The organism is Halosimplex marinum (assembly GCF_051414075.1).
GTDB lineage: Archaea > Halobacteriota > Halobacteria > Halobacteriales > Haloarculaceae > Halosimplex > Halosimplex marinum.
The window spans coordinates 142,040-161,198 of the sequence record NZ_JBLKNY010000006.1; the positions used below are offsets into that span (position 1 = coordinate 142,040).

Annotated in this window: 25 protein-coding genes; 13 read left to right on the forward strand and 12 right to left on the reverse strand. The window is 70.6% G+C overall.

The window, feature by feature from the left end; translation table 11 throughout:
* Positions 1–98 precede the first annotated feature (98 nt).
* A complete protein-coding gene (locus ACMGFI_RS17110) occupies positions 99–1,091 on the reverse strand; it encodes a formyltetrahydrofolate deformylase (RefSeq protein WP_436911097.1) in 993 nt (330 codons plus the stop codon).
* A 212-nt stretch (positions 1,092–1,303) separates the two neighbouring features.
* Here ACMGFI_RS17110 and ACMGFI_RS17115 point away from each other — a divergent pair, with 212 nt between their 5' ends.
* From ACMGFI_RS17115 to purQ, 4 genes are all read left to right on the forward strand, one after another.
* A complete protein-coding gene (locus ACMGFI_RS17115) occupies positions 1,304–2,287 on the forward strand; it encodes a GAF domain-containing protein (RefSeq protein ID WP_436911099.1) in 984 nt (327 codons plus the stop codon).
* Entirely contained in the window at positions 2,284–2,946 is a 663-nt protein-coding gene (locus ACMGFI_RS17120; protein WP_436911101.1) for a DUF7504 family protein, read from the forward strand. Before ACMGFI_RS17115 ends, ACMGFI_RS17120 begins: the two co-directional genes overlap by 4 nt.
* A 104-nt stretch (positions 2,947–3,050) precedes the next feature.
* On the forward strand, positions 3,051–3,302 hold the full coding sequence (gene purS / locus ACMGFI_RS17125) for a phosphoribosylformylglycinamidine synthase subunit PurS (protein WP_436911102.1): 252 nt from the start codon (positions 3,051–3,053) through the stop codon (positions 3,300–3,302).
* Positions 3,299–3,976: a phosphoribosylformylglycinamidine synthase I gene (gene purQ / locus ACMGFI_RS17130; RefSeq protein ID WP_436911104.1), complete on the forward strand. Its 678-nt coding sequence runs from the start codon at positions 3,299–3,301 to the stop codon at positions 3,974–3,976. Before purS ends, purQ begins: the two co-directional genes overlap by 4 nt.
* Before the next feature lie 18 nt (positions 3,977–3,994).
* Here purQ and ACMGFI_RS17135 read toward each other — a convergent pair whose 3' ends face one another.
* A complete protein-coding gene (locus tag ACMGFI_RS17135) occupies positions 3,995–4,180 on the reverse strand; it encodes a hypothetical protein (RefSeq protein WP_436911106.1) in 186 nt (61 codons plus the stop codon).
* A 56-nt stretch (positions 4,181–4,236) separates the two neighbouring features.
* Positions 4,237–4,821 carry an NUDIX domain-containing protein gene (locus ACMGFI_RS17140; protein ID WP_436911107.1) on the reverse strand — a complete coding sequence of 195 codons (585 nt, stop codon included), beginning with the start codon at positions 4,819–4,821 and terminating at the stop codon, positions 4,237–4,239.
* Positions 4,822–4,954: 133 nt separating this feature from the next.
* Between ACMGFI_RS17140 and ACMGFI_RS17145 the strand changes: the two genes are divergently transcribed.
* Entirely contained in the window at positions 4,955–5,257 is a 303-nt protein-coding gene (locus ACMGFI_RS17145) for an ABC transporter permease family protein (RefSeq protein ID WP_436911108.1), read from the forward strand.
* Positions 5,258–5,983: 726 nt separating this feature from the next.
* Here the strand turns inward: ACMGFI_RS17145 and ACMGFI_RS17150 are convergent.
* The 5 genes from ACMGFI_RS17150 to ACMGFI_RS17170 all read right to left on the reverse strand — a co-directional run bounded on the left by ACMGFI_RS17150 (position 5,984) and on the right by ACMGFI_RS17170 (position 10,161).
* Positions 5,984–7,075, reverse strand: a complete 1,092-nt coding sequence (locus ACMGFI_RS17150; RefSeq protein ID WP_436911110.1) for an archaeosine biosynthesis radical SAM protein RaSEA — start codon at positions 7,073–7,075, stop codon at positions 5,984–5,986.
* 272 nt (positions 7,076–7,347) lie between these two features.
* Positions 7,348–8,817, reverse strand: coding sequence for a tRNA guanosine(15) transglycosylase TgtA (gene tgtA / locus ACMGFI_RS17155; protein ID WP_436911112.1), 1,470 nt, complete (start codon positions 8,815–8,817; stop codon positions 7,348–7,350).
* A 45-nt stretch (positions 8,818–8,862) separates the two neighbouring features.
* Positions 8,863–9,297 carry a type II toxin-antitoxin system VapC family toxin gene (locus ACMGFI_RS17160; RefSeq protein WP_436911114.1) on the reverse strand — a complete coding sequence of 145 codons (435 nt, stop codon included), beginning with the start codon at positions 9,295–9,297 and terminating at the stop codon, positions 8,863–8,865.
* Positions 9,294–9,569, reverse strand: a complete 276-nt coding sequence (locus ACMGFI_RS17165) for a hypothetical protein (RefSeq protein WP_436911115.1) — start codon at positions 9,567–9,569, stop codon at positions 9,294–9,296. The genes ACMGFI_RS17160 and ACMGFI_RS17165 overlap by 4 nt, the downstream gene beginning before the upstream one ends.
* Positions 9,570–9,612: 43 nt before the next feature.
* Entirely contained in the window at positions 9,613–10,161 is a 549-nt protein-coding gene (locus ACMGFI_RS17170; RefSeq protein WP_436911118.1) for an NUDIX hydrolase, read from the reverse strand.
* 140 nt (positions 10,162–10,301) lie between these two features.
* Here ACMGFI_RS17170 and ACMGFI_RS17175 point away from each other — a divergent pair, with 140 nt between their 5' ends.
* Together ACMGFI_RS17175 and ACMGFI_RS17180 are read left to right on the forward strand one after the other, a co-directional pair.
* The gene (locus ACMGFI_RS17175; protein ID WP_436911120.1) at positions 10,302–10,772 is read left to right on the forward strand and encodes an NUDIX domain-containing protein; all 471 of its coding nucleotides are present in this window, start codon (positions 10,302–10,304) and stop codon (positions 10,770–10,772) included.
* A gap of 114 nt (positions 10,773–10,886) precedes the next feature.
* Positions 10,887–12,149: a hypothetical protein gene (locus tag ACMGFI_RS17180; RefSeq protein WP_436911122.1), complete on the forward strand. Its 1,263-nt coding sequence runs from the start codon at positions 10,887–10,889 to the stop codon at positions 12,147–12,149.
* 41 nt (positions 12,150–12,190) lie between these two features.
* Here ACMGFI_RS17180 and ACMGFI_RS17185 read toward each other — a convergent pair whose 3' ends face one another.
* A complete protein-coding gene (locus ACMGFI_RS17185) occupies positions 12,191–13,489 on the reverse strand; it encodes an outer membrane protein assembly factor BamB family protein (protein WP_436911124.1) in 1,299 nt (432 codons plus the stop codon).
* A 157-nt stretch (positions 13,490–13,646) separates the two neighbouring features.
* Between ACMGFI_RS17185 and ACMGFI_RS17190 the strand changes: the two genes are divergently transcribed.
* Both ACMGFI_RS17190 and ACMGFI_RS17195 read left to right on the forward strand, forming a co-directional pair.
* Entirely contained in the window at positions 13,647–13,841 is a 195-nt protein-coding gene (locus tag ACMGFI_RS17190) for a DUF8107 family protein (protein ID WP_436911126.1), read from the forward strand.
* Between the two features lie 119 nt (positions 13,842–13,960).
* A complete protein-coding gene (locus ACMGFI_RS17195; protein ID WP_436911127.1) occupies positions 13,961–14,659 on the forward strand; it encodes a type 1 glutamine amidotransferase domain-containing protein in 699 nt (232 codons plus the stop codon).
* A gap of 34 nt (positions 14,660–14,693) precedes the next feature.
* On the opposite strand, the gene ACMGFI_RS17200 is transcribed toward ACMGFI_RS17195, so the two are convergent.
* Positions 14,694–15,140 carry a universal stress protein gene (locus ACMGFI_RS17200; RefSeq protein WP_436911129.1) on the reverse strand — a complete coding sequence of 149 codons (447 nt, stop codon included), beginning with the start codon at positions 15,138–15,140 and terminating at the stop codon, positions 14,694–14,696.
* Between the two features lie 182 nt (positions 15,141–15,322).
* On the opposite strand from ACMGFI_RS17200, the gene upp reads away from it, so the two are divergent.
* From upp to ACMGFI_RS17215, 3 genes are all read left to right on the forward strand, one after another.
* Positions 15,323–16,003 (forward strand): uracil phosphoribosyltransferase, encoded by a 681-nt coding sequence (gene upp / locus ACMGFI_RS17205; RefSeq protein ID WP_436911131.1) that lies wholly within the window; start codon positions 15,323–15,325, stop codon positions 16,001–16,003.
* A 119-nt stretch (positions 16,004–16,122) separates the two neighbouring features.
* On the forward strand, positions 16,123–17,049 hold the full coding sequence (locus tag ACMGFI_RS17210) for an EamA family transporter (protein ID WP_436911133.1): 927 nt from the start codon (positions 16,123–16,125) through the stop codon (positions 17,047–17,049).
* A gap of 153 nt (positions 17,050–17,202) precedes the next feature.
* Positions 17,203–17,784: a hypothetical protein gene (locus tag ACMGFI_RS17215; RefSeq protein WP_436911135.1), complete on the forward strand. Its 582-nt coding sequence runs from the start codon at positions 17,203–17,205 to the stop codon at positions 17,782–17,784.
* A 48-nt stretch (positions 17,785–17,832) separates the two neighbouring features.
* Here the strand turns inward: ACMGFI_RS17215 and ACMGFI_RS17220 are convergent, their stop codons facing one another.
* Positions 17,833–18,063 carry an Lrp/AsnC family transcriptional regulator gene (locus ACMGFI_RS17220; protein ID WP_179911031.1) on the reverse strand — a complete coding sequence of 77 codons (231 nt, stop codon included), beginning with the start codon at positions 18,061–18,063 and terminating at the stop codon, positions 17,833–17,835.
* 1 nt (position 18,064) lies between these two features.
* The gene (locus tag ACMGFI_RS17225; protein ID WP_436911137.1) at positions 18,065–18,745 is read right to left on the reverse strand and encodes a potassium channel family protein; all 681 of its coding nucleotides are present in this window, start codon (positions 18,743–18,745) and stop codon (positions 18,065–18,067) included.
* A gap of 183 nt (positions 18,746–18,928) precedes the next feature.
* On the opposite strand from ACMGFI_RS17225, the gene ACMGFI_RS17230 reads away from it, so the two are divergent.
* Positions 18,929–19,159 carry an Lrp/AsnC family transcriptional regulator gene (locus tag ACMGFI_RS17230; RefSeq protein ID WP_436911139.1) on the forward strand — a complete coding sequence of 77 codons (231 nt, stop codon included), beginning with the start codon at positions 18,929–18,931 and terminating at the stop codon, positions 19,157–19,159.

Consider the following 19,159-nt stretch of genomic DNA (forward strand, 5'->3'; position numbering starts at 1 on the left):
CCTGAGAGCCGACGCGGGGCGCTCCGCGGGAGCGCGACACGCCGCCCCGCGAGCCGTTCGTGTCGCCTGTTCGCAAAAAACCGGCCGGCCGCTGCCGATCAGTCGTCGGCTTCGGCCTCGGGTTCGTCCTCGTCCTGCTCGGCGACGTACTCGCCGAGCCCGTCGATGGGCCGGTCGGGGTTGGCCTGGTCGAGATCTTCGGGCGCGCCCAGTTGCGCGTCGGTCTCCTCGGGGTCTCGTAGCTTCGTCCGCCCGCGGTGGACGGTCACCTCGTCGTTGAGGTGCAGGTCGATGGCCTCCAGCAGCGCCTCCGCTTCGAGGGGCTGGCCGATCTCCTGGAGCTGCTCCTCGGTGGCGTCGTCGGGGACGTTGAACGCCCGCTGGGTGATGATCGGTCCCTGGTCGAGATCCGTCGTCACGTAGTGGGCGGTGACGCCCGCGATGCGGACGCCCTCCTCGATGGCCTGCATGTACGCCGACGCGCCGGGGAACGCCGGCAGCAGCGAGGGGTGGACGTTGATGATGCGGTCCTCGTAGCGGAAGACCACGTCCGGGCTGAGGATGCGCATGTACCGCGCGAGCACCACCAGGTCGGTGTCGTACTCCGCCAGGAGGTCGAGCAGTTCGTCCTCGTCGGGGGTGCCCTTCTCGTCGCCGATGTCGTGGAAGGGCACGTCGTACTTCTCGGCGAGCGGTTGCAGGTCGGAGTGGTTGCCGATCACCACTTCCACGTCGGCGCCGAGGTCGCCGCTGGCCCACGCCTCGAAGATCGCCTCCAGGCAGTGGGACTCCTTGGTAACGAGGACGGCGATCTGCTGGGTCTCGCGGTCGTCGGGGAACCGCACCTGCACGTCGACGCCGAGTTCGTCGCCGAGGTCGTGGAGGTTCTCCCGCAGCGTCTCCTCCTTGACGATCATCTCGGAGGTGTCGACCCGCATCGTCATGCGGAAGACGCCCTCGCGGACCGCCTGATCGAGGTCCTCGATGTTGATGTTGCGCTCGAACAGCAGCGAGGTGATCTCCGCGATCAGTCCCGTGTCGTCGTCGCCGACGACGACGATCTCGGTCAGGTCGCTGGTCACGACGACCACCGCCGGGGTACCGGCGAGCGCGTGTGCGGACGGACAGTCATCGGATAGCGCTGACGGGCGTCGGTGCCTAAAGGGTTCTCGTCGCACGCCGTCGCGTCACATGCCCGACCGGCTCGCCGGGAGACCGGTATTCGACGGTCCGACGGTATCAACGCTGGATCGCGTACGCAGAGAGTTATTACGGTGGAGTCGAAAGTGTGGGCAGAGACGGAATGCGCGAACTGACTGTGTTGTGTGTCGACCCCGACGAGAGCGGGCGCGCGGCCACGCGCGAGGCGCTCGTCAGTGGCGGCGAGGTCGCGGTGACCGAGGCGGACTCGGTCGCCGCGGCGAGCGACGCCCTCGAAGCGGGCGGTGTCGACTGCGTCGTCACCGCCTACGACCTCCCCGACGGGACCGGCCTCGACGTCGCCGCGCGGGTCCGGGAGACGGCGCCCGACACGCCCTGTATCCTCTTCACCGACGCGTCGCCTGACCGGATCGACACCGCCGACCGCGAGGACGTGGTCGTCGAGTACCTCCCGCGGGACATGCCGGACGCGGGGGAGACGCTGGCCCGCATGGTCGGCAACCTCGTCGACCAGCGGACGCAGGTCGGCTACCCGCTCCCGACGCGAGAGGACGAGCGGCTCGCCGCGCTCGAACAGTACGACTGCCCGGGCATGGAGGCCGCCGAGGCGTTCGACCGGCTGACGGCGCTCGCCCGGGCGCACTTCGACGTGAACGTCGCGTTCGTGGGGCTAATCGACGCCCACGAGGAGCGGTTTCTCGCCTGCGCCGGGGCGTCCTGGGAGACGCTCTCCCGGGAGGACTCGATGTGTACGCACACGATCCTCCGGGACGACCTGATGGTCGTCGAGGACACCCACGCCGACGACCGCTTCGCCGACAACGACCGCCTCGACGAGCTGGACATCCGCGCCTACGCCGGCGTGCCGCTGGAGACGCCCCGGGGCGCGACCGTCGGCGCCTTCTGTCTGACCCACGACGAGCCGCGCACGTTCTCCGAGGCCGAACTCACCGACCTCCGGCGGTTCGCCGACGAGGCGATGGACCAGCTGGAGCTGCGCCGGCAGCTCAACGAGCACGAGGACGGGCGCGACGCGGACGGCATCGGGCGCGGCTCGGAAGGCGACCGCGACGCGGCGGCCGGTGGGGGGACTGGGGACGGAGACGAGGGCGGTGATGGCCCGTGAGTGTGCAGGAATCGATCTACACGTTCGACGGCCTGCCGATAGCGGGCGTCGAGGGCGGGACCAACATCCTCGTCACCGGGCCGGCGCTGGGCGGCATCCGCGAGCTGGCGATGCGGATGCTCCTGCGGGGCCACCCCCGCGAGGGCGCGCTGTTCATCGCCGCCGACGTGGACGGCCGCCAGGCGCTGACCGACTACGAGTCGCTGGGCGGTGACCTGGATTTCGCACGGGTGGGTGTGGTCGACTGCACCGAGAACGGCGCCGACGACGAGGAACACAACGTCCACGCGGTCGGGAGCCCCGCGGACCTGACCGGCGCCGGCATCGAGTTCTCCTCGCTGTACGAGCGGATCCACGCGAACGGCGCCGCGCAGGTCCGCATCGGCGTGTACACGCTCTCGCCGTTCGTCGTCTACGCGCCCGCCAAGTCCGTGTTCCGCTTCGTCCACACGCTGACCGGCCGCATCCGCACCGCCGACGGCCTCGGCGTCTGCGCGATCGACCCCGACGCCGTCGACGACCAGACCCTCTCGTCGGTCGCCCAGGCGTTCGACGGGAAGGTTGAACTCCGGGAGGCCGACGGCCAGCGCGCCGTCCGCGTCCGCGGGCTGCCCGACCAGCCCGACGGCTGGCAGCCCGTCGAACTCGACACCGCCTGACCGCCCCCGTCGGACGGACCGGTCACGGCCGTCCGGTCCGCTCGCGAGTCGGCCGCCGGGGCGAGTCAAAACCGTTTTCTCCCGGCGCCGCCCCGACTCACGTAATGACCGCGTACACCGCGACGGTCGAGGTCCGCCTGAAACACGGCGTGCTCGACCCGGAGGCGGAGACGACCGGGCGCGCGCTCGAACGGCTCGGGTTCGAACTCGAGGACCTGCGGGCCGCCGACCTGTTCGAGGTCGACCTGGAGGCCGAGTCGGCCGACGACGCCGCCGAGCGCGCCGACGAGATGGCCGAGCGCCTGCTCGCCAACCCGACCATCCACGACTACGAGGTCACCGTCGAGGAACGATGACGGTAGCAGTCGTCCAGTTCGGCGGGTCAAACTGCGACCGGGACACCGTCCAGGCGCTCGCCCACCTCGGCATCGACGCCGAACTCGTCTGGCACGAGGACGGCCTCCCCGAGGACGCGACCGGCGTCGTCCTCCCCGGCGGCTTCTCCTACGGCGACTACCTCCGGGCCGGCGCCATGGCCGCCCGCTCGCCGGTCATGGACGAGATCCGCGAGGCCGCCGACTCCGGGACGCCGGTGCTCGGCATCTGCAACGGCGCACAGATCGGCTGCGAGTCGTCGCTGACCCCCGGCGCCTTCACCACCAACGAGAGCGCCCGCTTCCAGTGCGAGCGCGTCCACCTCCGCGTCGAGAACGCCGACACCCCCTGGACGAGCCACTTCGAGGCGGGCGAGGTCGTCGAGTTCCCCATCGCCCACGGCGAGGGCCGCTACGAGATCGGCGACGACCGGCTGGCGGAACTCGAAGCCGACGACCGGGTCCTGTTCCGCTACTGCGACGCCGAGGGCAACGTCACGCCCGAGGCGAACCCCAACGGCTCCAAGCACAGCGTCGCGGGCGTCCTCGGCGACCGGGACTCCGTCGCGGTGCTGATGCCCCACCCCGAGCGCGTCTCCTTGCCCGACATCGGCTCCACCGACGGCCAGGGCGTCCTCCGCGCGTTCGGCGAATAGCCCTCTTCCGGCCTTCCGCTATGAATTTCGGTCTTCGCGCAGTTCCTCGACCTCCGCTTCGAGTTCCTCGATCCGCTCGTCGGTCCCGGAGTCGGTGACCCGGCGGACGAGGTAGCCGACGCCGCCGACGACGCCCGCGGGGATGGCGAAATTCAGCCCGATGATGAACAGTTCGGTGAGTCCGGGGATCAGGAGGGGGACCATATCTGGTTATCCGTCCGTCGAGTGACTTGTCTCTGTGGACTGACACCGGCTTGCGGCTACCGGTCACGGAATTCCCGGGCGCGCTCGTACACGTCGCGGGTGTGCTCGGGGTTGAACACGTCGTCGGGCAGCGATCCGAGCCACGCCGCCTCGGTGATCGTCTCGTCGGGGTCGCCCAGGTCGCCGCCGTCGGCCACTGCGGGGTCGGTGGCGCGACAGAGGAAGTGGACGAACGCCATCTCGACGCGGCGGTCGCCACTGGTGTCGTCGTCGCTGGAGTGTCCGGCGTCGGTCTCGTCGCCGCCGGTAGCGTCTTCGCACACCACGACGCTCTCGTCGACGCCGACGGGTCGCAGTGGTTCCACCTCGACCCCGGTCTCCTCGCGCACCTCGCGAGCGACCGCGTCGGCGAGGCTCTCGCCGGATTCGACGGCGCCGCCGGGGAGCGTCCACTCCGTCGGGTACGCCTCGTTGCGGATGGCCAGCAGGCGCTCGCCCTCGAAGACGACGCCCGCCACGCCCCACCCGGACCGGAAGACCTCGGCCTCGCGCAGTTCGTCGAACCGCTCGGCGTCGACCGCGTGGCGTTCCCGGCGGACGACGAGGTCGTCGAACCGCTCGCGCGGGTCGGTCCGCCCCATGCGCCGCCGGTTGTCCGCCCCGGTCGATAACCCTGTCGGCCCGCGACGGCGGCGAGTACGGGGAGGTCGTCGTCGAGACGCTCGCGGTCGCGCTCTCGCTGGGCATCTTCGCCGACAGCCAGCAGGCGCCCAGATGCTCCCGCTCCCGCTCTCCGGCCTGGCCATCGTCCCGATGTTCGCGACGATGTTCACCGACGTGGACGTGCTCGGCCTCCCCGCCAAGGCCGTCCTGTTCGCCATCCCGTTCACCCACCCGATCGTCGCCCCCAAGCGCCTGCTGTTCGACGACGTCGACCTCGTGCTCGCCGGCATCGCCTACGAGGTCCTCTTCGCCGTCGCCGCTGGGTGGTTCGCCGTCAAGCTGTTCGAGTCCGACCGCCCAATCACCGGCGACGCCGGCTGGCTCGACCGCCTCGTCCGGCTCGTCCAGCAGTAGGGGCGGTGACCGACGCGCAGTCCCATATGCGGTCGGCGCGCGCTGTCGCGCGCTTTCATGCGCGCGACGGAGCCGCGCGAGGGATGAGCGAGCGAGCGGAGCGAGTGAGCGAATCGGCTGGGGAGGTGTGTGGCTGTCTGCGGTTCGGTCGCAGGGCGGTCGGGGTGCCGTGCTGCGGTCTGCGGTGTGGTCCCTGGTGGACTGAAAGGGCGAGGCGCGCTCGCGCCGATAGTCGCCTGAGCGGGCTCTATCCGCGCGGGCGGTGCGGAGAGCGCGGATATCCCGCTCAGCGACCGCGAGCGGGCCGAGGGCTTTCATCCCTTGCTGTTGGTCACCGTCGATCCATCTCAGAGCGAGCGCGCCGAGGGCTTTCAACGTTCGCTGTTCCCTTCGGTCAAGTCGATCCAGGGCGAGCGCGCTGATGATGTCCAGCACCCGCCGACGATACGGTCGCGTATCCAGCGTCGCGACTGGGGGAGTACAGGGGGATAGGATGGGGGAACGTAGGGGCTGGAGCGTGTGACAGTCGGGGTCTCCAGGGCCCCTACGATGCCCTTGATCGCAGATGCATAAAAACCCACGGCAACCGGAGTGAAAGTGAAACCGCCGGACTGCACCGTCGCGAACCGTGACAACAACTAGCTCACGGCAGCGAGCGAGGGGGACCGTTTCGGGTCGAGCGCGGGGCGCACGGACGAAGCGTCGACAGCGGTCGAACCCGTGCCGCTATCGAGCCAGCGGCAGGGAGTAGCTGCGTTCGCGCTCGACGACCGCCTCCCAGGTGCGCTCGCACTCGCAGGAGACCTGGTCGAAGACGGCGGGGTCCTGGCGCTGGTCGAAGTCCTTGATCGCGCGCTGGACGCGGTCGTCGCAGTCGCCGCAGTTGTGCGGGCCGCGGTCGGAGCCGTGGCCGACCGGGTCGGAGACGACGATGCCGTCGGCGTCCGCCGTCGATTCGAGCACCTCGGCGACCGACCAGAGCCACGGCGGGCGGTAGCCGCCCTCGTGGTAGAGGTCCTCGACCATCGTGTATCGCTGGACGTTGCAGGGGTTCATCGAGACGGTGTGACACCCGTCCACGTCGAGACAGCGCCGGACGGACCGCTTCATGTCTTCGACGGCTTCGCTCTCCGAGAGGAAGGGCGGTTTCATGAGGAGGTAGGCCTTGACGCCCCCGCCGTCGACCGCACCGGCTTCTGCGCAGGCGGCCTCGAAGTCCGAGAAGTCGAAGTACTTGTTGACGCAGTCGCGGCGGACGCGGTCGGTTGCCGTCTCCAGGCCGATAGCCACGTCACACTCCAGCCCCTCGTCGGTGAACTCCCGGACCTTCTCGCGGTCGACGAAGTCGGGCAGCGACTCGACGACGATGCGGTCGCGGTCGCCGAACGTGTCGGCGATGGCCCGGCGGGTCTCGGCGGCCACCTCCCGCTCGTCGAGGAAGGAACCGGAGGTGTAGATCTTGATCAGGTCGGCGCGGTCGCCGCGCAGGTCGTCGGCGTGTTCCTCCTCGTGGGACAGACACTCGTCGATCTGGGCCATGAGGTCCTCGTGGGCGACGGAGCCGCCGTCGACCGACTCCGCGACGTAACCGCACATCGTGCAGCCGCCGGCCCGGGCCCAGCGGCAGCCGCCGGTGTTGAGGATGATGGTGAGCGAGTCGACGAAGCCGTCGGGGGTGTTGTCCTCGTCGATCCAGACCCGCGTGGGCTCGCGCGGGTCGTAGCTGGCGTCGTTGCGCGAGCGCACCTCGCGCATCACCTGGTTGTGGGCGTCCATCCCCTTGCCCTGCTCGTAGACCTCGGGGCTCGGCTGGCTCATTGCCCCCGTCTATCCGGTCGGGCGATAAAACCTCGGCGGTCGCGGCTTTTGCGGCTTGAAAGCCGCGACCTCGACGGGCGACGAAGTCGTCCGTCGGCGGTCCGAGCGTCGCCATACGACGCTCGGAGCACGAGAGACGGCAGCGCCGTCTCTCGGCGGTCGCAGCTTTTGCGGTTTGAAAGCTGCGAACACGAACGCCGACCGCGTCGGCATTCGACGGTCGCAACTTTCGCGGCGCGAATCCGTGGGGTACGGACGCCGACTCCGTCGGGCTACTCGCCGCTCAGGTTCCACAGCTCGACGCGGTCGGGAACGTCCCCGAGCGCGCTCGCGGGCCAGTCGTCGTGGGCGAGCGTGAACGCGGTGTCGGGGTGGGCGTCGACGAGGCGGGCGACGCCGGCCGCGGCGGCCTCGTAGGCCGGGGCCTCCAGATGCTCGGGCGTCTCGGCGGTCAGCGGGTAGCCGTCGGCGAGTTCCCGCGGGAACGGGCCGAACGGTGGGAGGACGTTCCAGCACTCGTCGAAGCCGTCGGCGTCGTTGCCCTCGGTGAGCAGGACGGAGTCGCCGCGGGGGTCGAGCCGGTCGAGCCGGCGGTGGTGGCGGACGACCTCGGGCCGGCGGGCGCTCTCGCCGGAGAGGTGGAAGAAGGTGTCCTTCGAGACGGGGTCGGTGCGTTCGAGTTGCGCGGCGTGGTCCAGCAGGGCGCGGTAGCCGTCGAGCATCGCCGGGTGGCTCCGGGCGCGGGCCTCGACGAGTTCCAGCAGGTCGCCCCGGCGGATCGCCTGCTTGATGGTGCGGAGTTCGCCGTAGGAGACGTGGAGGTTGTGCTCGGCGAGCAGTCGCTCGCGCTCGTCGCCCATCTCCCGAAGTTCGGCGGGGGTGTGGTTCGTACAGACCGGACAGGAGCAGGGGAAGTACTCGAGGTCTTCGAGGTGTTCGGTGGTACGGACGGTCATGTAGCGGTCGTCGCGGGCGTAGATGGCGTAGGCCGCCGAGTCGAAGAGGTCACAGCCCAGCGCGACCGCGAGCGCGAACATCATCGGGTGGCCGGCGCCGAACAGGTGGACGGGCGCGCTCTCGGGGAGGCCCCGTTTCGCGGCGGCGACCACCTCGGCCAGGTCGGCGTAGCGGTACTCGTTCATCATCGGCACGACCGCGCCGACCGGGAACACGTCAAGCCCCGACGCGGCGGCGTGAGCGCCCGCCTCCTCGCGCAAGTCGGTGTAAGTCGATCCCTGGACGGGCGCGTTGACGAGCATCTCGCCCGTCTCCGCGTCGGCCGCCGTGGCGAGCCGCTCCTGAGTGGTCGCGAGTTCGTCCTCCGCCTGCTCGCGCGAGGCGTCGGGCGGCGTCGGAATGTCGACGGGCGTGCCGATGTCCGAGCCGATCCGGCGCTGGAAGTCGAGTATCTCCTCGGTCGTCACGTCGATCTCGCCGTACTCGGCCAGCTGGAACGAGCCCGAATCCGTCACGATCGCGCCGGAGAAGTCGAGCAGGTCGTGGAGGCCCTGCCGTTCGACGGGCTCGCGGAGGTCCTCGCTGCCGTAGAGGACGTAGGAGTTAGTGATGAGGATCTCCGCGCCGAACTCCGATTCGAGCTGGGCGGGCGTGACCGTCTGGAGGTGGGGGTTGATCACGGGGAGGAGCGCGGGCGTCTCGACCGTGACGCCGGCGCGGGGCACCTCCAGCTCGCCCAGCCGCCCGGCGGCGTCGTAGCGGTCGACCTCGAAGACGTCGGTCATTGCCCGCGATATCCGGCCGGCGGGCCTAAGGGTTGTGTTCGCTGACTACCCGAGATCGGCGGGGTCGATCCGGTCGACGATGCCGTCGAAGTCGTCGTCGAAGCTCAGCACCGAATCGATATCGCGCTTCTCCATGAGTGCGACCGTCGTCGCGTCCGTGAAACTAAGCCCCTGGTCGTCGAATCGCTCGAAGGCCGCTACCCCGTCACGGAAGACGGATCGGTCGACGTGTTCGAGTGTGACGAGATCAGGATACTCCCCTGCACCCCGGATCCGTCTTCCGACTCGTTTCGCCTGTTCGAACGACCCGGTACGACTGAGCGTCAGCGTCACTGCTTCGTCGTACAGGTAGTCACTCACGTACGGTTGCCCCTCATCGCCGTCGATGACTACATCGAACGCCCGCACTGCAGTGTCGTGGCGAGTTGCATCCATGTCGGCATGGGCGTAAAATACACCGCTGTCGATAACGACGCTCATCCGTACAGGATGTCGTCGATATCGTCTTCGTCCGTCTCGACGCCTGAAGCGAACATCCCGCTGTGGAACGCCTCGCGTTCCTCTTCCGAGAGCGGAACGGTCGAATCGCGGAACGAGTCGACGATCTCGGACTTGGATTCGTGTGCGTTTTTCAGCAATCTGGTCAGGATCTCCTGTTGAGTGACCTTGTTTCCGGTCCGCAGTTTGATCTCCGCCTGTAGTTCCTCCAGTAGCGACTTCCCCTCCTCGTCCATTTTGACTGCCGTCGCCATGCCGGATAGTAGCGTCTGAAACTAAGTTAATGTTGCTACCGGACTACTCCCTGTCGAATACCTCGAAGTACAGCACCCCGAGCATCGACCGGCCGTCGCGCAGGTCGTCCTCGCGGGCGGCCGCCACGAGCGCGTCGAACGTCGTCGTCTCGACGTTGATGTCCTCGTTGTAGTCCAGGTCGCGCTCGCCGGTCGGCTCGCAGTCGCGGGCGACGAAGTAGTGGAAGACGGCGTCGGCGAAGCCGTTGGCCGGCTCGACGGTCGTGAGGTGTTCGACCTCGCCCGGCAGGTACCCCGTCTCCTCCTCGAGTTCGCGGGCGACGCAGGATTCGGGGGCCGTGTCCTCGGACTCCATGCTGCCGGCGGGCAGGGCGCGGTTCACGCGGCCGACCGCCTGGCGCCACTCCTCGATGACGACCACGTCGCGGTCGGGCGTGAACGGGAGGACGACGACGCTCTCGCCCTCCGCGAGGTAGTCGAACTCCGCCTCCTCGCCCGACGGGAAGCGGACGGTATCGGTGACGATATCGAACCCCTCGCAGGAGTAGGAGGTGCGGCTGTCGAGCGTCTCCCAGGCCAGTTCGTCGGTCATGGTGGAGGGGACGGCGCGAGCGAGTTAGCGGTGTCGGCCGACCGCGGCGTGTGGGCGGTGGACGGCGGGCGGGGGCCAGCGGACTGGCTCCGACGCCCGCGCCTCGAAACGCCGAAGGGCGGGTAGGTCGACGTGGGACCATGGACGTTCGCGACGAGTTCATCCCCGCCGAGGAGTTCGCCACCGTGCTGAACCGCGTGCCGCAGGTCTGCGTCGAGGTCGTCCTCGACGGCGAGGACGGCGTCCTGCTCGCCCGCCGGACGAACGAACCCGGGAAAGGCGAGTGGTTCTGGCCGGGTAGCCGCCTCTACAAGGGCGAGCGACTGGAGGACGCGGCCCGCCGCGTCGCCCGCGAGGAACTCGGCGTCGAGGTGACCGTCGGGGGGCGGGTGGGCGTGTACGCTCACTTCTGGGACCGCTCGCGTATCGACGGCGTCGACTCGCGGCACACGGTCAACGTCGTCTTCCGCGTCTCGCGGGTCGACCCCGACGCCGCGATCGAACTCGACGACCAGCACGACGACTACCGGTTCGTGACCGGCGACGAGGCGGGGCTCCACGAGTACGTCCGGGAGTACCTGGTCGACATGGAACTGCGCGGGGACGACTGACGGCCGACTTGCGGGGTAGAAGTGTCCGCGGGGGTGACCGCCGGGAGAGCGGAACCCGGGCGGACCCGGAGATGCCGAGCCCGGGCTTTTCCGGCCGGGACTCGAACGGTTCGCATGGAGGATTCGCCCGGGCCGGCGAGCGAGACGACCGCCGGGGAGGGGACGGGCGGACCAGCGGTCGTCGGCGAGGGCGGGGACGGCCCGACCGTCGACGTGGGGGTGCTCCCGGCGACGGCCTCTCGGGTCGACCCCGAGCGGCTGGTCGCGTTCACCGGGCAACTGGCCGCGGACGCGGTCGACGAACTCGCGGCGGCGACCGGCGCGACCTGGCGGTTCTACGACGAGGAGCCGGAACCTCTCTCGGACCCCGAGCCGCGGCGCCCCTCGGAGTTCCTCGACGAGGCGGCCCTGCGGATGGTCGAGGGGCCCTACGACCTGGTGGTCGTCGTCACGGACGCGCCGCTGCTGGCGCGGGACCGCAGCCGCGTGGCGGGACTGGCCTCGCCGCTGAGCCGCGTCGCCGTCGTCTCGACCCGCCGGCTCCGCACGTCGGGCCGCGACCGGCCGCGTCGACCGCTCGACGACCCCGCAGTCCGGTACAACGGCGCGACGGTCCTGCTCCATCAGGTCGGTCACCTGCTCGGGGCCGGCCACGACGCCGACGGCGGCGTGATGGCGCCCTACGAGTTCGACCCCGGGCGGCGCTCGGTCCCGTCGTTCGACGCGGACCTGCGCCGGCGCCTGGAGCGGGTCGCGACGACCGTTCCGGAGGCCGAGGTCGCGTCGCGGTCGGTCGCCGACCTCGTCCGGTTCCACCTGGCGAGCGCGGCGCGGAACCCGCGGAAGTTGCTGGGGGCGCTGGCGACGAGCCGGGCGCCGCTGTTGCCGCTGTTCCTGCCGAAGCTGTCGACCGCGGCCGTCGCGCCGACGCTCATCCTCGTGTTCAGCGCCGAGACGTGGGACGTGGGCCTGAACCTCGGCAACGGGACCGCGGCGCTGTTCGCTGTCGTCAGCGTCCTCGCCGCGGCGGCGTATCTGCTGTTCTCGCTGAACCTCAACGTCCCCCGCGAGCGCCGCGGCGTCGTCACCGAGCACGTCGCGCTGCTCAACGTCGCCATCCTGGGGATCCTGGTCGCCGGGGTGGCCGGGCTGTTCGCGCTCGTCGCCGGAATCATGCTCGTCATCGAGTACGTCGTCTTCCCGCCGAACCTGATGACCAACTGGCCGAGCCTGGAGGACCCCGTCGTGACGACCGTCGACATCGTCCGCATCGCCGGGTTCATCGCCACGGTCGGCGTCCTCACGGGCGCGCTCGCCGGCGGCCTCGAGGACCGGACGCTGCTGCGCCACCTCGCGCTGTTCCGCCGGCGGCCCTGACCGCCCGCCGGCTCCCCTCCCGTTTCCCCGCCCGTTCTCCGCTACCCGTCCGCGGCCACGACCCGGTAGAGCCCGCCCGACTCCTCGGGGTCGGCCTCCCGGTCGTCGGCCTTCTTCGCGTCGAGGTACGACTTCGAAGCCCGTTCGGTGAAGTAGACGGCGTCGTCGGTGACCAGCGGCGCGCACGTGACGTTGCCGACGCCCTCGACGCGCCAGGCCTCGTCGCCGGTGTCCTTCTCGACGGCGTAGCAGTAGTCGTCGTAGGCGCCGGCGAGGACGTGTTCGCTGGTGACCGTCGGACAGCCGACGATCCGGCCGCCGGTGTCGAACGACCAGCGCTGGCTCCCGTCGTCGAACTGCAGCGCGTAGAGGTGCGAGTCGTGGCTGCCGACGTAGACGGTCCCCGTCTCGGCCTCGATCGAGGGACCGGACATCACCAGCCCGTCGGTGTCGAACGACCACTCCTCGGTCCCGTCGTCCAGCGCCACTCGGTAGACCGAGCCGTCCCACGACCCGAAGACCGCGCTCCCGCCGGCGGTGGCGACCGGCCCCTTTATCGGCCGCCCCGTCGGGAACTTCCACAGGTACTCCAGGTCGGGGTAACTCCAGGCGTAGAGGTAGCCGTCGTTCGAGCCGATGACGAGGCGACCGGCCCGGCGGTCGACCGCGGCCGTCGAGTGGGGGTGGTCGGTGACCCGCTGGTCCTCCCAGGTCACCTCGCCGGTGACGGCGTCGACGGCGAACATCGCGCCGCTGGGTTCGTAGTACTCGACGCCGATGTAGACGGTGCCGTCGTGATACCCGGGGCTGGACCCGATGGCGTCGCCGAGCTTCGACCGCCAGTAGCGCTCGCCCGATTCGAGGTCGAACGCGTACAGCGCGCCGTCGTAGGCCCCGACGTAGACGGCGCCGTTGGCGACCGCGGGCGTCCCGTGGATCCCCCGCGAGGTCGGCTCGACCGACGACTTCCAGACCTCCTCGCCGGCGGGCGTCACCCGCCGGATCTCGCCGTTGTCGCCCGGGACGACGATGTCGCCGCCCGGGACTTCGACGGGGCTGGCCTTCGCCGCCGTGTGGTCGCCGGTGTTGACCTCCCGGATCGTCCAGTCGACTTCGGGATCGGTGGGGATCGTCGCGTCGGGGGAGACGCCGCGGCGCTGGAGGCCACCGCGAAACTGCGCCGCGGCGGCCTCGCTGAGCGGTTCGCCGTCGGTCTCGATCCGCCTGACGACCTCCGAGCCGCCGGGCGCCGCCACGCAGCCCGCGAGGCCGGCCGCGACGCTGCCGGCGGCCGCGCCGGCCGCCCCCAGAAACGCCCGCCGCGAGTGGGGTTCGTCCATGGCCCGGTAGTCGTCGCCGGGTCGTTTCACTGTTACGGGGCGTCGGCGGGTCGCTTCGGTCGTTCCCCGCCACCGCTCCCCCCTGTCCGCGCTCCCTTCCGTCGCTAGCGCCCGCTCGGCCCCCACAGCTAAGGGCCCAGCGGCCGCGCACGTGGACATGGCGACGGACGACGAGCCCTCGGGCGACATCCGCGTGCTGCTCGTCCTCGATCTCCTCCTCTCGCTGGTGTTCAGCGTCGGCGCCGTCTACGCGCTCGACCTGGCCGGGGTCGGCGAGTACACCTGGCAAAACGTCGCCCTCGCGACGCTCTTTCTCGCGGTCGTGACCTACTTCGCGGTCCTCCGGGAGTGAGCACCGGCGGGAGCGATATGCGGGGACAGCCACGGCCGGGACCTCCGCCACACCGCGGAGCCGGCAAGCCGTTCGGCCGGGGGATCCTTTAGGCGTCTCGCGCCCCTAGCGCGCGTGCCATGACATCAGCACTGTTCGTCGTCAGCGAGGAAGGCTACTGGGGAGAGGAGTGTATCGAGCCGCTCACGACGCTCGAATCCGCGGGCGTCGACGTGACGGTCGCGACGCCGTCGGGCGACCCGCCGGTCGTCGACGAGCGCTCGGTCGACCCCGACGAGGTCGGCGAGGAGACCGCCGAGCGCGTCCGCGAGGTCCACGAGAACCACCCCGAACTGAACGACCCCGAGCCGGTCGCCCGCGCCGAGGCCGACGGCTACGACGCCGTCGTGTTCCCGGGCGGCCACGGCACCGAGTGGGACGTCAACCAGGACAGCGACGCCCGGCGGCTACTCCGCGACGCCGTCGCCGGCGACGACGGCACGGCGCTCGTGGTCTGTCACGCCGTCGGCATCCTCGCCTTTACCCGCACCGACGGCGGCGAGTTCCTCGTCGACGGCCGCGACGTGACCGGGTTCCCCAACGAGTGGGAGGAGGGCATCGTCGACGACGCCGACCGGATGCCCGACGGCCGGAAGCTCCCCTACTGGGTCGAGGACGAGGTGAAAACAGCCGGCGGGAACTGGGACGCCGAACTCGACGCCGACACGAGCGTCACCGTCGACGGCGACCTCGTGACCGCCCGCGGTCCCGAGTCCTCAGCGGCCGCCGCGCGGACGTTGCTCGACGAACTCGGCGCCGCCGCCGAGGCGAGCGACTGACGCGCGGTCGCCACGGGGCGGGACCCCGGTCCGTTCACTCGGCCTCGTCGAGTCCCGCGCCGCCGACCACGAGCGTCGGCACGGGCGTCAGCCGGACCACGCGCTCGGTCGTGCTCCCGGTGTTCGCGAAGCGGTCGAGCCCCGTCCGGCCGTGGGTGCCCATCACGACGAGGTCCGCGCCGTACTCGGCGGCGGCGTCGACGATCTCCTCGTGGGGCACCCCGCGGCGGAGGTGGCGCTCGACGGCGACGCCGGCCGCCTCGCCGGCCGCGGCGACCGCGTCCAGCGCCCGCTCGCCGGCCTCCTCCTCCGCTTCGACCACCATGTCCCAGTGGCTCACCGCCGGGTAGGTCTCGTCGACGACGAACAGCGCGTCGACGGTCGCGCCGTACCGGCCCGCCAGGTCGACGGCGTGGTCGGTCGCCCGCTCGCTCGGCTCGCTCCCGTCAGTCGGCACCAGGATCCGCTCGTACCCGTCCATGCGCCCCGGAACCACGCGGGGCGCCGTGAGTGTGTCGACCGTTCAACCGCCGGACGGGGCGGTAAGGGGCGGGAGCGCAGGCGGGTGGATCGGCTGTGGACGGGCGGAGCGGCCGCGGGCGGGCGGAGCGGCCCCAGACGAGCGGACAAGGATATTTGGTGGGGCCGGACCCACTCGCGGGTATGGCGATCGAAGACCGCGGCGACGCGAAACTCATCGACCACGCGCTCGCCACGGACGTGCTGACGCGGCTGCGCGACGTGGAGACCGAACAGGTGGCCTTTCGAAAGGGGCTGGTCAAGCTCGGCCGGGTCTGCGGCTACGAGATCATCGACGGGGCGATGGAGACCGAGTACGTCCCCGTTCAGACCCCCCTCACGGAGACGATGGGCCAGCGCGTCAAGGGGCTGGACGACGTGGTGATCGTCAACGTCCTCCGCGCGGCGACGCCGTTCGTCGAGGGGCTGCTGAAGGCGTTCCCGCGCGCCCGCCAGGGCGTCATCTCCGCCAGCCGCGACGAGGCGGCGGGCATGGACGAGGAGGGACAGTTCCCCATCTCCGTCGACTACGTCAAGCTCCCGGACATCGAGCCCGAGGACACCGTCATCGTCGCGGACCCGATGCTGGCGACCGGGTCGACGATGTGCGCGGTCCTGGAGCGGGTGCTGGAGGGTCAGCCCGAGCCCGAGAACCTGTTCGTCCTCTCGGCGGTGAGCGCGCCCGAGGGACTCCTGCAGGTGAGCGACGCCGTCCCCGAGGCCGAACTGCTCACCGTGGCGATCGACGACGAACTCGACGAGGACGGCTACATCGTGCCCGGCCTGGGCGACGCCGGCGACCGGGCGTTCCGGACGACGGAGTGACCGGCGAGTGAGCCCGTTCGCGCCGGGGCCGGCGCCCGGCGAGCCGGCAGACAGGGTTCCCCGACGGCTTCAGGGACAAGGCCGGGACTGACGGGGCCTCGGCCACAACGGGGAGACGGATGGTGTCGGAGTCCGTCGTCGGCGTCGGGTTCGCGTTGCTCTCCGCGCTCGCGTTCGCGGCCCAGGGTATCGCCGTCCGCCTCGGGACGAAGACGCGCTCGATCGCGGCGGTCGTGGGGGCCGTGTTCGCCGTCAACCTGCTCGTGGTGGTCCCCGCGGCCGTCCTCGCCGCCTATCCCGACTTCGGCCTGACGGCGCGGGCGGTCGCGGCCTTCGCCGTCGCCGGGCTCCTCGGCTCGCTGCTCGCCCGCGTCTGTTACTACGTGGGGATCGAGCGACTGGGCGCGAGTCGGGCCGAGCCGCTCCGGGCGCTGGCCCCGCTTTTCGCGCTCGGCGCGGCCGTCGCCTTCCTCGGGGAGTTCGTCACAGCGACGCGGCTCGGCGGCGTGGCGCTGCTGGTCGGCGCCGGCGCGCTCGTCGGCCTCGACAGCCGGGACGCGCCCGGGACGGCCACGGGACGAGCGCTCTGGGTCGCCGTCGCCTTTCCGGTCGCCGCGGCGCTGTTCCTCGGTATCGATCCGGTGTTCACCAAGCTGGGGCTGGCCGACGGGACGACGCCGCTGGTCGGCGTCGCGGTCCGCATCGTCGCCGCGGCGACGGCCTTCGGCCTCTATTTCCTCTGGCGGGCACTCCGGGGCGGACGCGTCCCCGCCCTCGGGGCGCTCCGAGCGGGTCGGCGGCTCTCCCTCGGTGCGGAGCGCTGGCTGCTCGCGGCGAGCGTCGCCAACACCGTCTACCTCCTCGCGTACTACGAGGCGCTCGCAAGGGTCCCGGTGTCGGTCGCGACCCCCGTACTGAGCGCGAGCACGCTGTTCGTCGTCGCCGGCGCCGCGGTATTCCTCCGGGGCGACGAGCGGGTGACGCTCCGTCTCGCCGGCGCGGCGCTGCTCGTGGTCGTCGGCGTGACGCTCGTCGTCAGGGGGTGAGACCGTCGCTCCGACACGTGACCGGCCACCACGGACGGCCGGCCCCCTCGGCCGGCGGGAGCCACCTGGGAGCGCCCAGCCGGACGGCGCGGTCCCGCCCGCGGGGCCGTTCGATGGGACACGTTTTCTCGCCCGGGGACGTAGCCCCGGGAGATGGAGTCAGTGGAACTCGACGAAGCGGTCCGCAACTGGCTGCGCCGGGAACACCGCAAGCCCTACCGGGAGTTCACCGTTCACGGCGGCGAGCGCGACTGGGAGCTGGTCGGCAACCTGCTCTGTCAGTGCCCGTTCCAGGCGTCGTTCCTCTGGCGGTACCCGGTCGAGTGGTACCGGACGGAGCTGACCGAGCCGGAGTTTCGCCGGCTGCGAGTCATCGGGGGGCCGCCCGACGAGTCCTGGCGGGCCCTCTCTCCCGACGGCACGATCCTGGGCGCGGCGAAACGCATCAGAGCGGACGGACTGGCCGGTGTCCGCGAGGGTATCGATATCGACTACATCCGTCGGCGAGCGGCCGCGCTCGGCGACGACGCGGAGGCGGAGCGGCTGACGCTCTTTCGCTCCCCGGACGCGGCGGTCCCGTCGGTGGTCGACGGGAACCACTACGCGACGGCGAGAGCGCTCTCGCTCCTCGACGGCGGGCGGTACGACTCGCAACCGGTGTATCTCGCCGTGGCGGCGCAGACGAGCGAACAGGGCGCAGCGGACCGGCCGGACCCATCGGGCGCGTCGGACTGACCGGACACCGCCGATTCGGTAAACGGACCGGGAGCGGTCGCGGGGTCGTCAGTCCATCGCGACGTAGGTCTGGGTGTCCTCGATGCCCTCCAGGTTCTGGATGTGGGTGGCGGCGACGGCCTTCACGTCGGCGGTCTCGTCGACGGTGACGGTGGCGATGAAGTCCACGTCGCCGGCGACGATGTAGGCGTCGTCGACCCCCTCCACGTCGAGGATCTCGGACTTGAGGCGCTCGGCGTCGCCGGAGTGGGCCTTGACCATGACGTAGGCGCGGACCATCTCAGGCACCCCCCTTCGCGGCGACGGCCTCGCCGACGACGATCTGTCGCACGTCGTCCAGTTTCTCGAAGTCCGCGAGGATGGCGAGCGTGTCGCCGGCCTCCAGCGACACGTCCTCGTCGGGGATGGTGAGCGGGTCGCCCTTCTTGCCGAACGCGAGCAGCTCGGTGTCCGCGGGCAGTTCCAGTTCGCTCAGGGTGTAGCCGCGCATCGGCGACTCGGGGGTGACCGTCAGCTCGACCAGCTGGAGATTTTGCGCGATGTCGGCGACGGCGCGGATGTTGCCGCCCAGCAGGGCGTTCTTGGCGACGATGGCGCCCAGCCGTTCGGGGTAGATGACCTCGTCGACGTCGGAGGCGTACTTGCGGTAGATCTCCTCGCGGTACTCCTCGTCGATGCGGAGGACGGTCCGACAGCCGTGGTGTTTCGCGACCATGCAGGCGACGAAGTTCGTCGAGAGGTCGCCCGTCAGCGCGCCCAGGGCGTCCGCTTCGGACAGATTCGCCGAGAGCAACACCTGCTCGTCGCTGGCGTCCCCCTCGATGACCTCGTGGCCCTCGGCCTTCGCGCGGTCTACCTTCGTCGGGTCGCGCTCGATGAGGACCACCTCGTGTCCGCTGTCTTCGAGTGCGCGCGCCGTCCGCAGCCCGACGCGGCCGGCACCCACGATAACGAATCGCATGGTAACGCGTACGACCAGGCGGGGAATAAAGCTACCTCCGATCGCCCCCCGATCGGCGGGTGCGACCCCGCGATCGAACCCCCGATCTCCGGTGTGGGTGTGAGTCTCACGCTACCCGATTAATCCGGGATTCGACGGGACGGGGGAAGGTTTTTGGAGCGGCCGGGCGAAGTTCGGCCTACGATGGTGCGGGCCTTTATCATGGTGAAGACGGCGGCCGGGAAGTCCGAACAGTTGCTCGACTCGATCCGGGGGATCGACGGGGTCGAGGAGGCGCACATCGTCGCCGGCCAGTACGACATCATCGTCGAGGCGGTCGGCGAGGAGGTCTACGACCTCATGCACGGCGTCGCGACCAAGCTCCGGGACCTCGACGGCGTCGCCGACACGAAGACCTACATCTGCCTCGACTGA

Coding starts and splice junctions, on each gene's coding strand:
- ACMGFI_RS17115 (WP_436911099.1), top strand. CDS start 1,304: ATGCGCGAACTGACTGTGTTGTGTGTCGACCCCGACGAGAGCGGGCGC.
- purS (WP_436911102.1), top strand. CDS start 3,051: ATGACCGCGTACACCGCGACGGTCGAGGTCCGCCTGAAACACGGCGTG.
- purQ (WP_436911104.1), top strand. CDS start 3,299: ATGACGGTAGCAGTCGTCCAGTTCGGCGGGTCAAACTGCGACCGGGAC.
- ACMGFI_RS17135 (WP_436911106.1), bottom strand. CDS start 4,180: ATGGTCCCCCTCCTGATCCCCGGACTCACCGAACTGTTCATCATCGGG.
- ACMGFI_RS17140 (WP_436911107.1), bottom strand. CDS start 4,821: ATGGGGCGGACCGACCCGCGCGAGCGGTTCGACGACCTCGTCGTCCGC.
- ACMGFI_RS17145 (WP_436911108.1), top strand. CDS start 4,955: ATGCTCCCGCTCCCGCTCTCCGGCCTGGCCATCGTCCCGATGTTCGCG.
- ACMGFI_RS17150 (WP_436911110.1), bottom strand. CDS start 7,075: ATGAGCCAGCCGAGCCCCGAGGTCTACGAGCAGGGCAAGGGGATGGAC.
- tgtA (WP_436911112.1), bottom strand. CDS start 8,817: ATGACCGACGTCTTCGAGGTCGACCGCTACGACGCCGCCGGGCGGCTG.
- ACMGFI_RS17160 (WP_436911114.1), bottom strand. CDS start 9,297: ATGAGCGTCGTTATCGACAGCGGTGTATTTTACGCCCATGCCGACATG.
- ACMGFI_RS17165 (WP_436911115.1), bottom strand. CDS start 9,569: ATGGCGACGGCAGTCAAAATGGACGAGGAGGGGAAGTCGCTACTGGAG.
- ACMGFI_RS17170 (WP_436911118.1), bottom strand. CDS start 10,161: ATGACCGACGAACTGGCCTGGGAGACGCTCGACAGCCGCACCTCCTAC.
- ACMGFI_RS17175 (WP_436911120.1), top strand. CDS start 10,302: ATGGACGTTCGCGACGAGTTCATCCCCGCCGAGGAGTTCGCCACCGTG.
- ACMGFI_RS17180 (WP_436911122.1), top strand. CDS start 10,887: ATGGAGGATTCGCCCGGGCCGGCGAGCGAGACGACCGCCGGGGAGGGG.
- ACMGFI_RS17185 (WP_436911124.1), bottom strand. CDS start 13,489: ATGGACGAACCCCACTCGCGGCGGGCGTTTCTGGGGGCGGCCGGCGCG.
- ACMGFI_RS17190 (WP_436911126.1), top strand. CDS start 13,647: ATGGCGACGGACGACGAGCCCTCGGGCGACATCCGCGTGCTGCTCGTC.
- ACMGFI_RS17195 (WP_436911127.1), top strand. CDS start 13,961: ATGACATCAGCACTGTTCGTCGTCAGCGAGGAAGGCTACTGGGGAGAG.
- ACMGFI_RS17200 (WP_436911129.1), bottom strand. CDS start 15,140: ATGGACGGGTACGAGCGGATCCTGGTGCCGACTGACGGGAGCGAGCCG.
- upp (WP_436911131.1), top strand. CDS start 15,323: ATGGCGATCGAAGACCGCGGCGACGCGAAACTCATCGACCACGCGCTC.
- ACMGFI_RS17210 (WP_436911133.1), top strand. CDS start 16,123: ATGGTGTCGGAGTCCGTCGTCGGCGTCGGGTTCGCGTTGCTCTCCGCG.
- ACMGFI_RS17215 (WP_436911135.1), top strand. CDS start 17,203: ATGGAGTCAGTGGAACTCGACGAAGCGGTCCGCAACTGGCTGCGCCGG.
- ACMGFI_RS17220 (WP_179911031.1), bottom strand. CDS start 18,063: ATGGTCCGCGCCTACGTCATGGTCAAGGCCCACTCCGGCGACGCCGAG.
- ACMGFI_RS17225 (WP_436911137.1), bottom strand. CDS start 18,745: ATGCGATTCGTTATCGTGGGTGCCGGCCGCGTCGGGCTGCGGACGGCG.
- ACMGFI_RS17230 (WP_436911139.1), top strand. CDS start 18,929: ATGGTGCGGGCCTTTATCATGGTGAAGACGGCGGCCGGGAAGTCCGAA.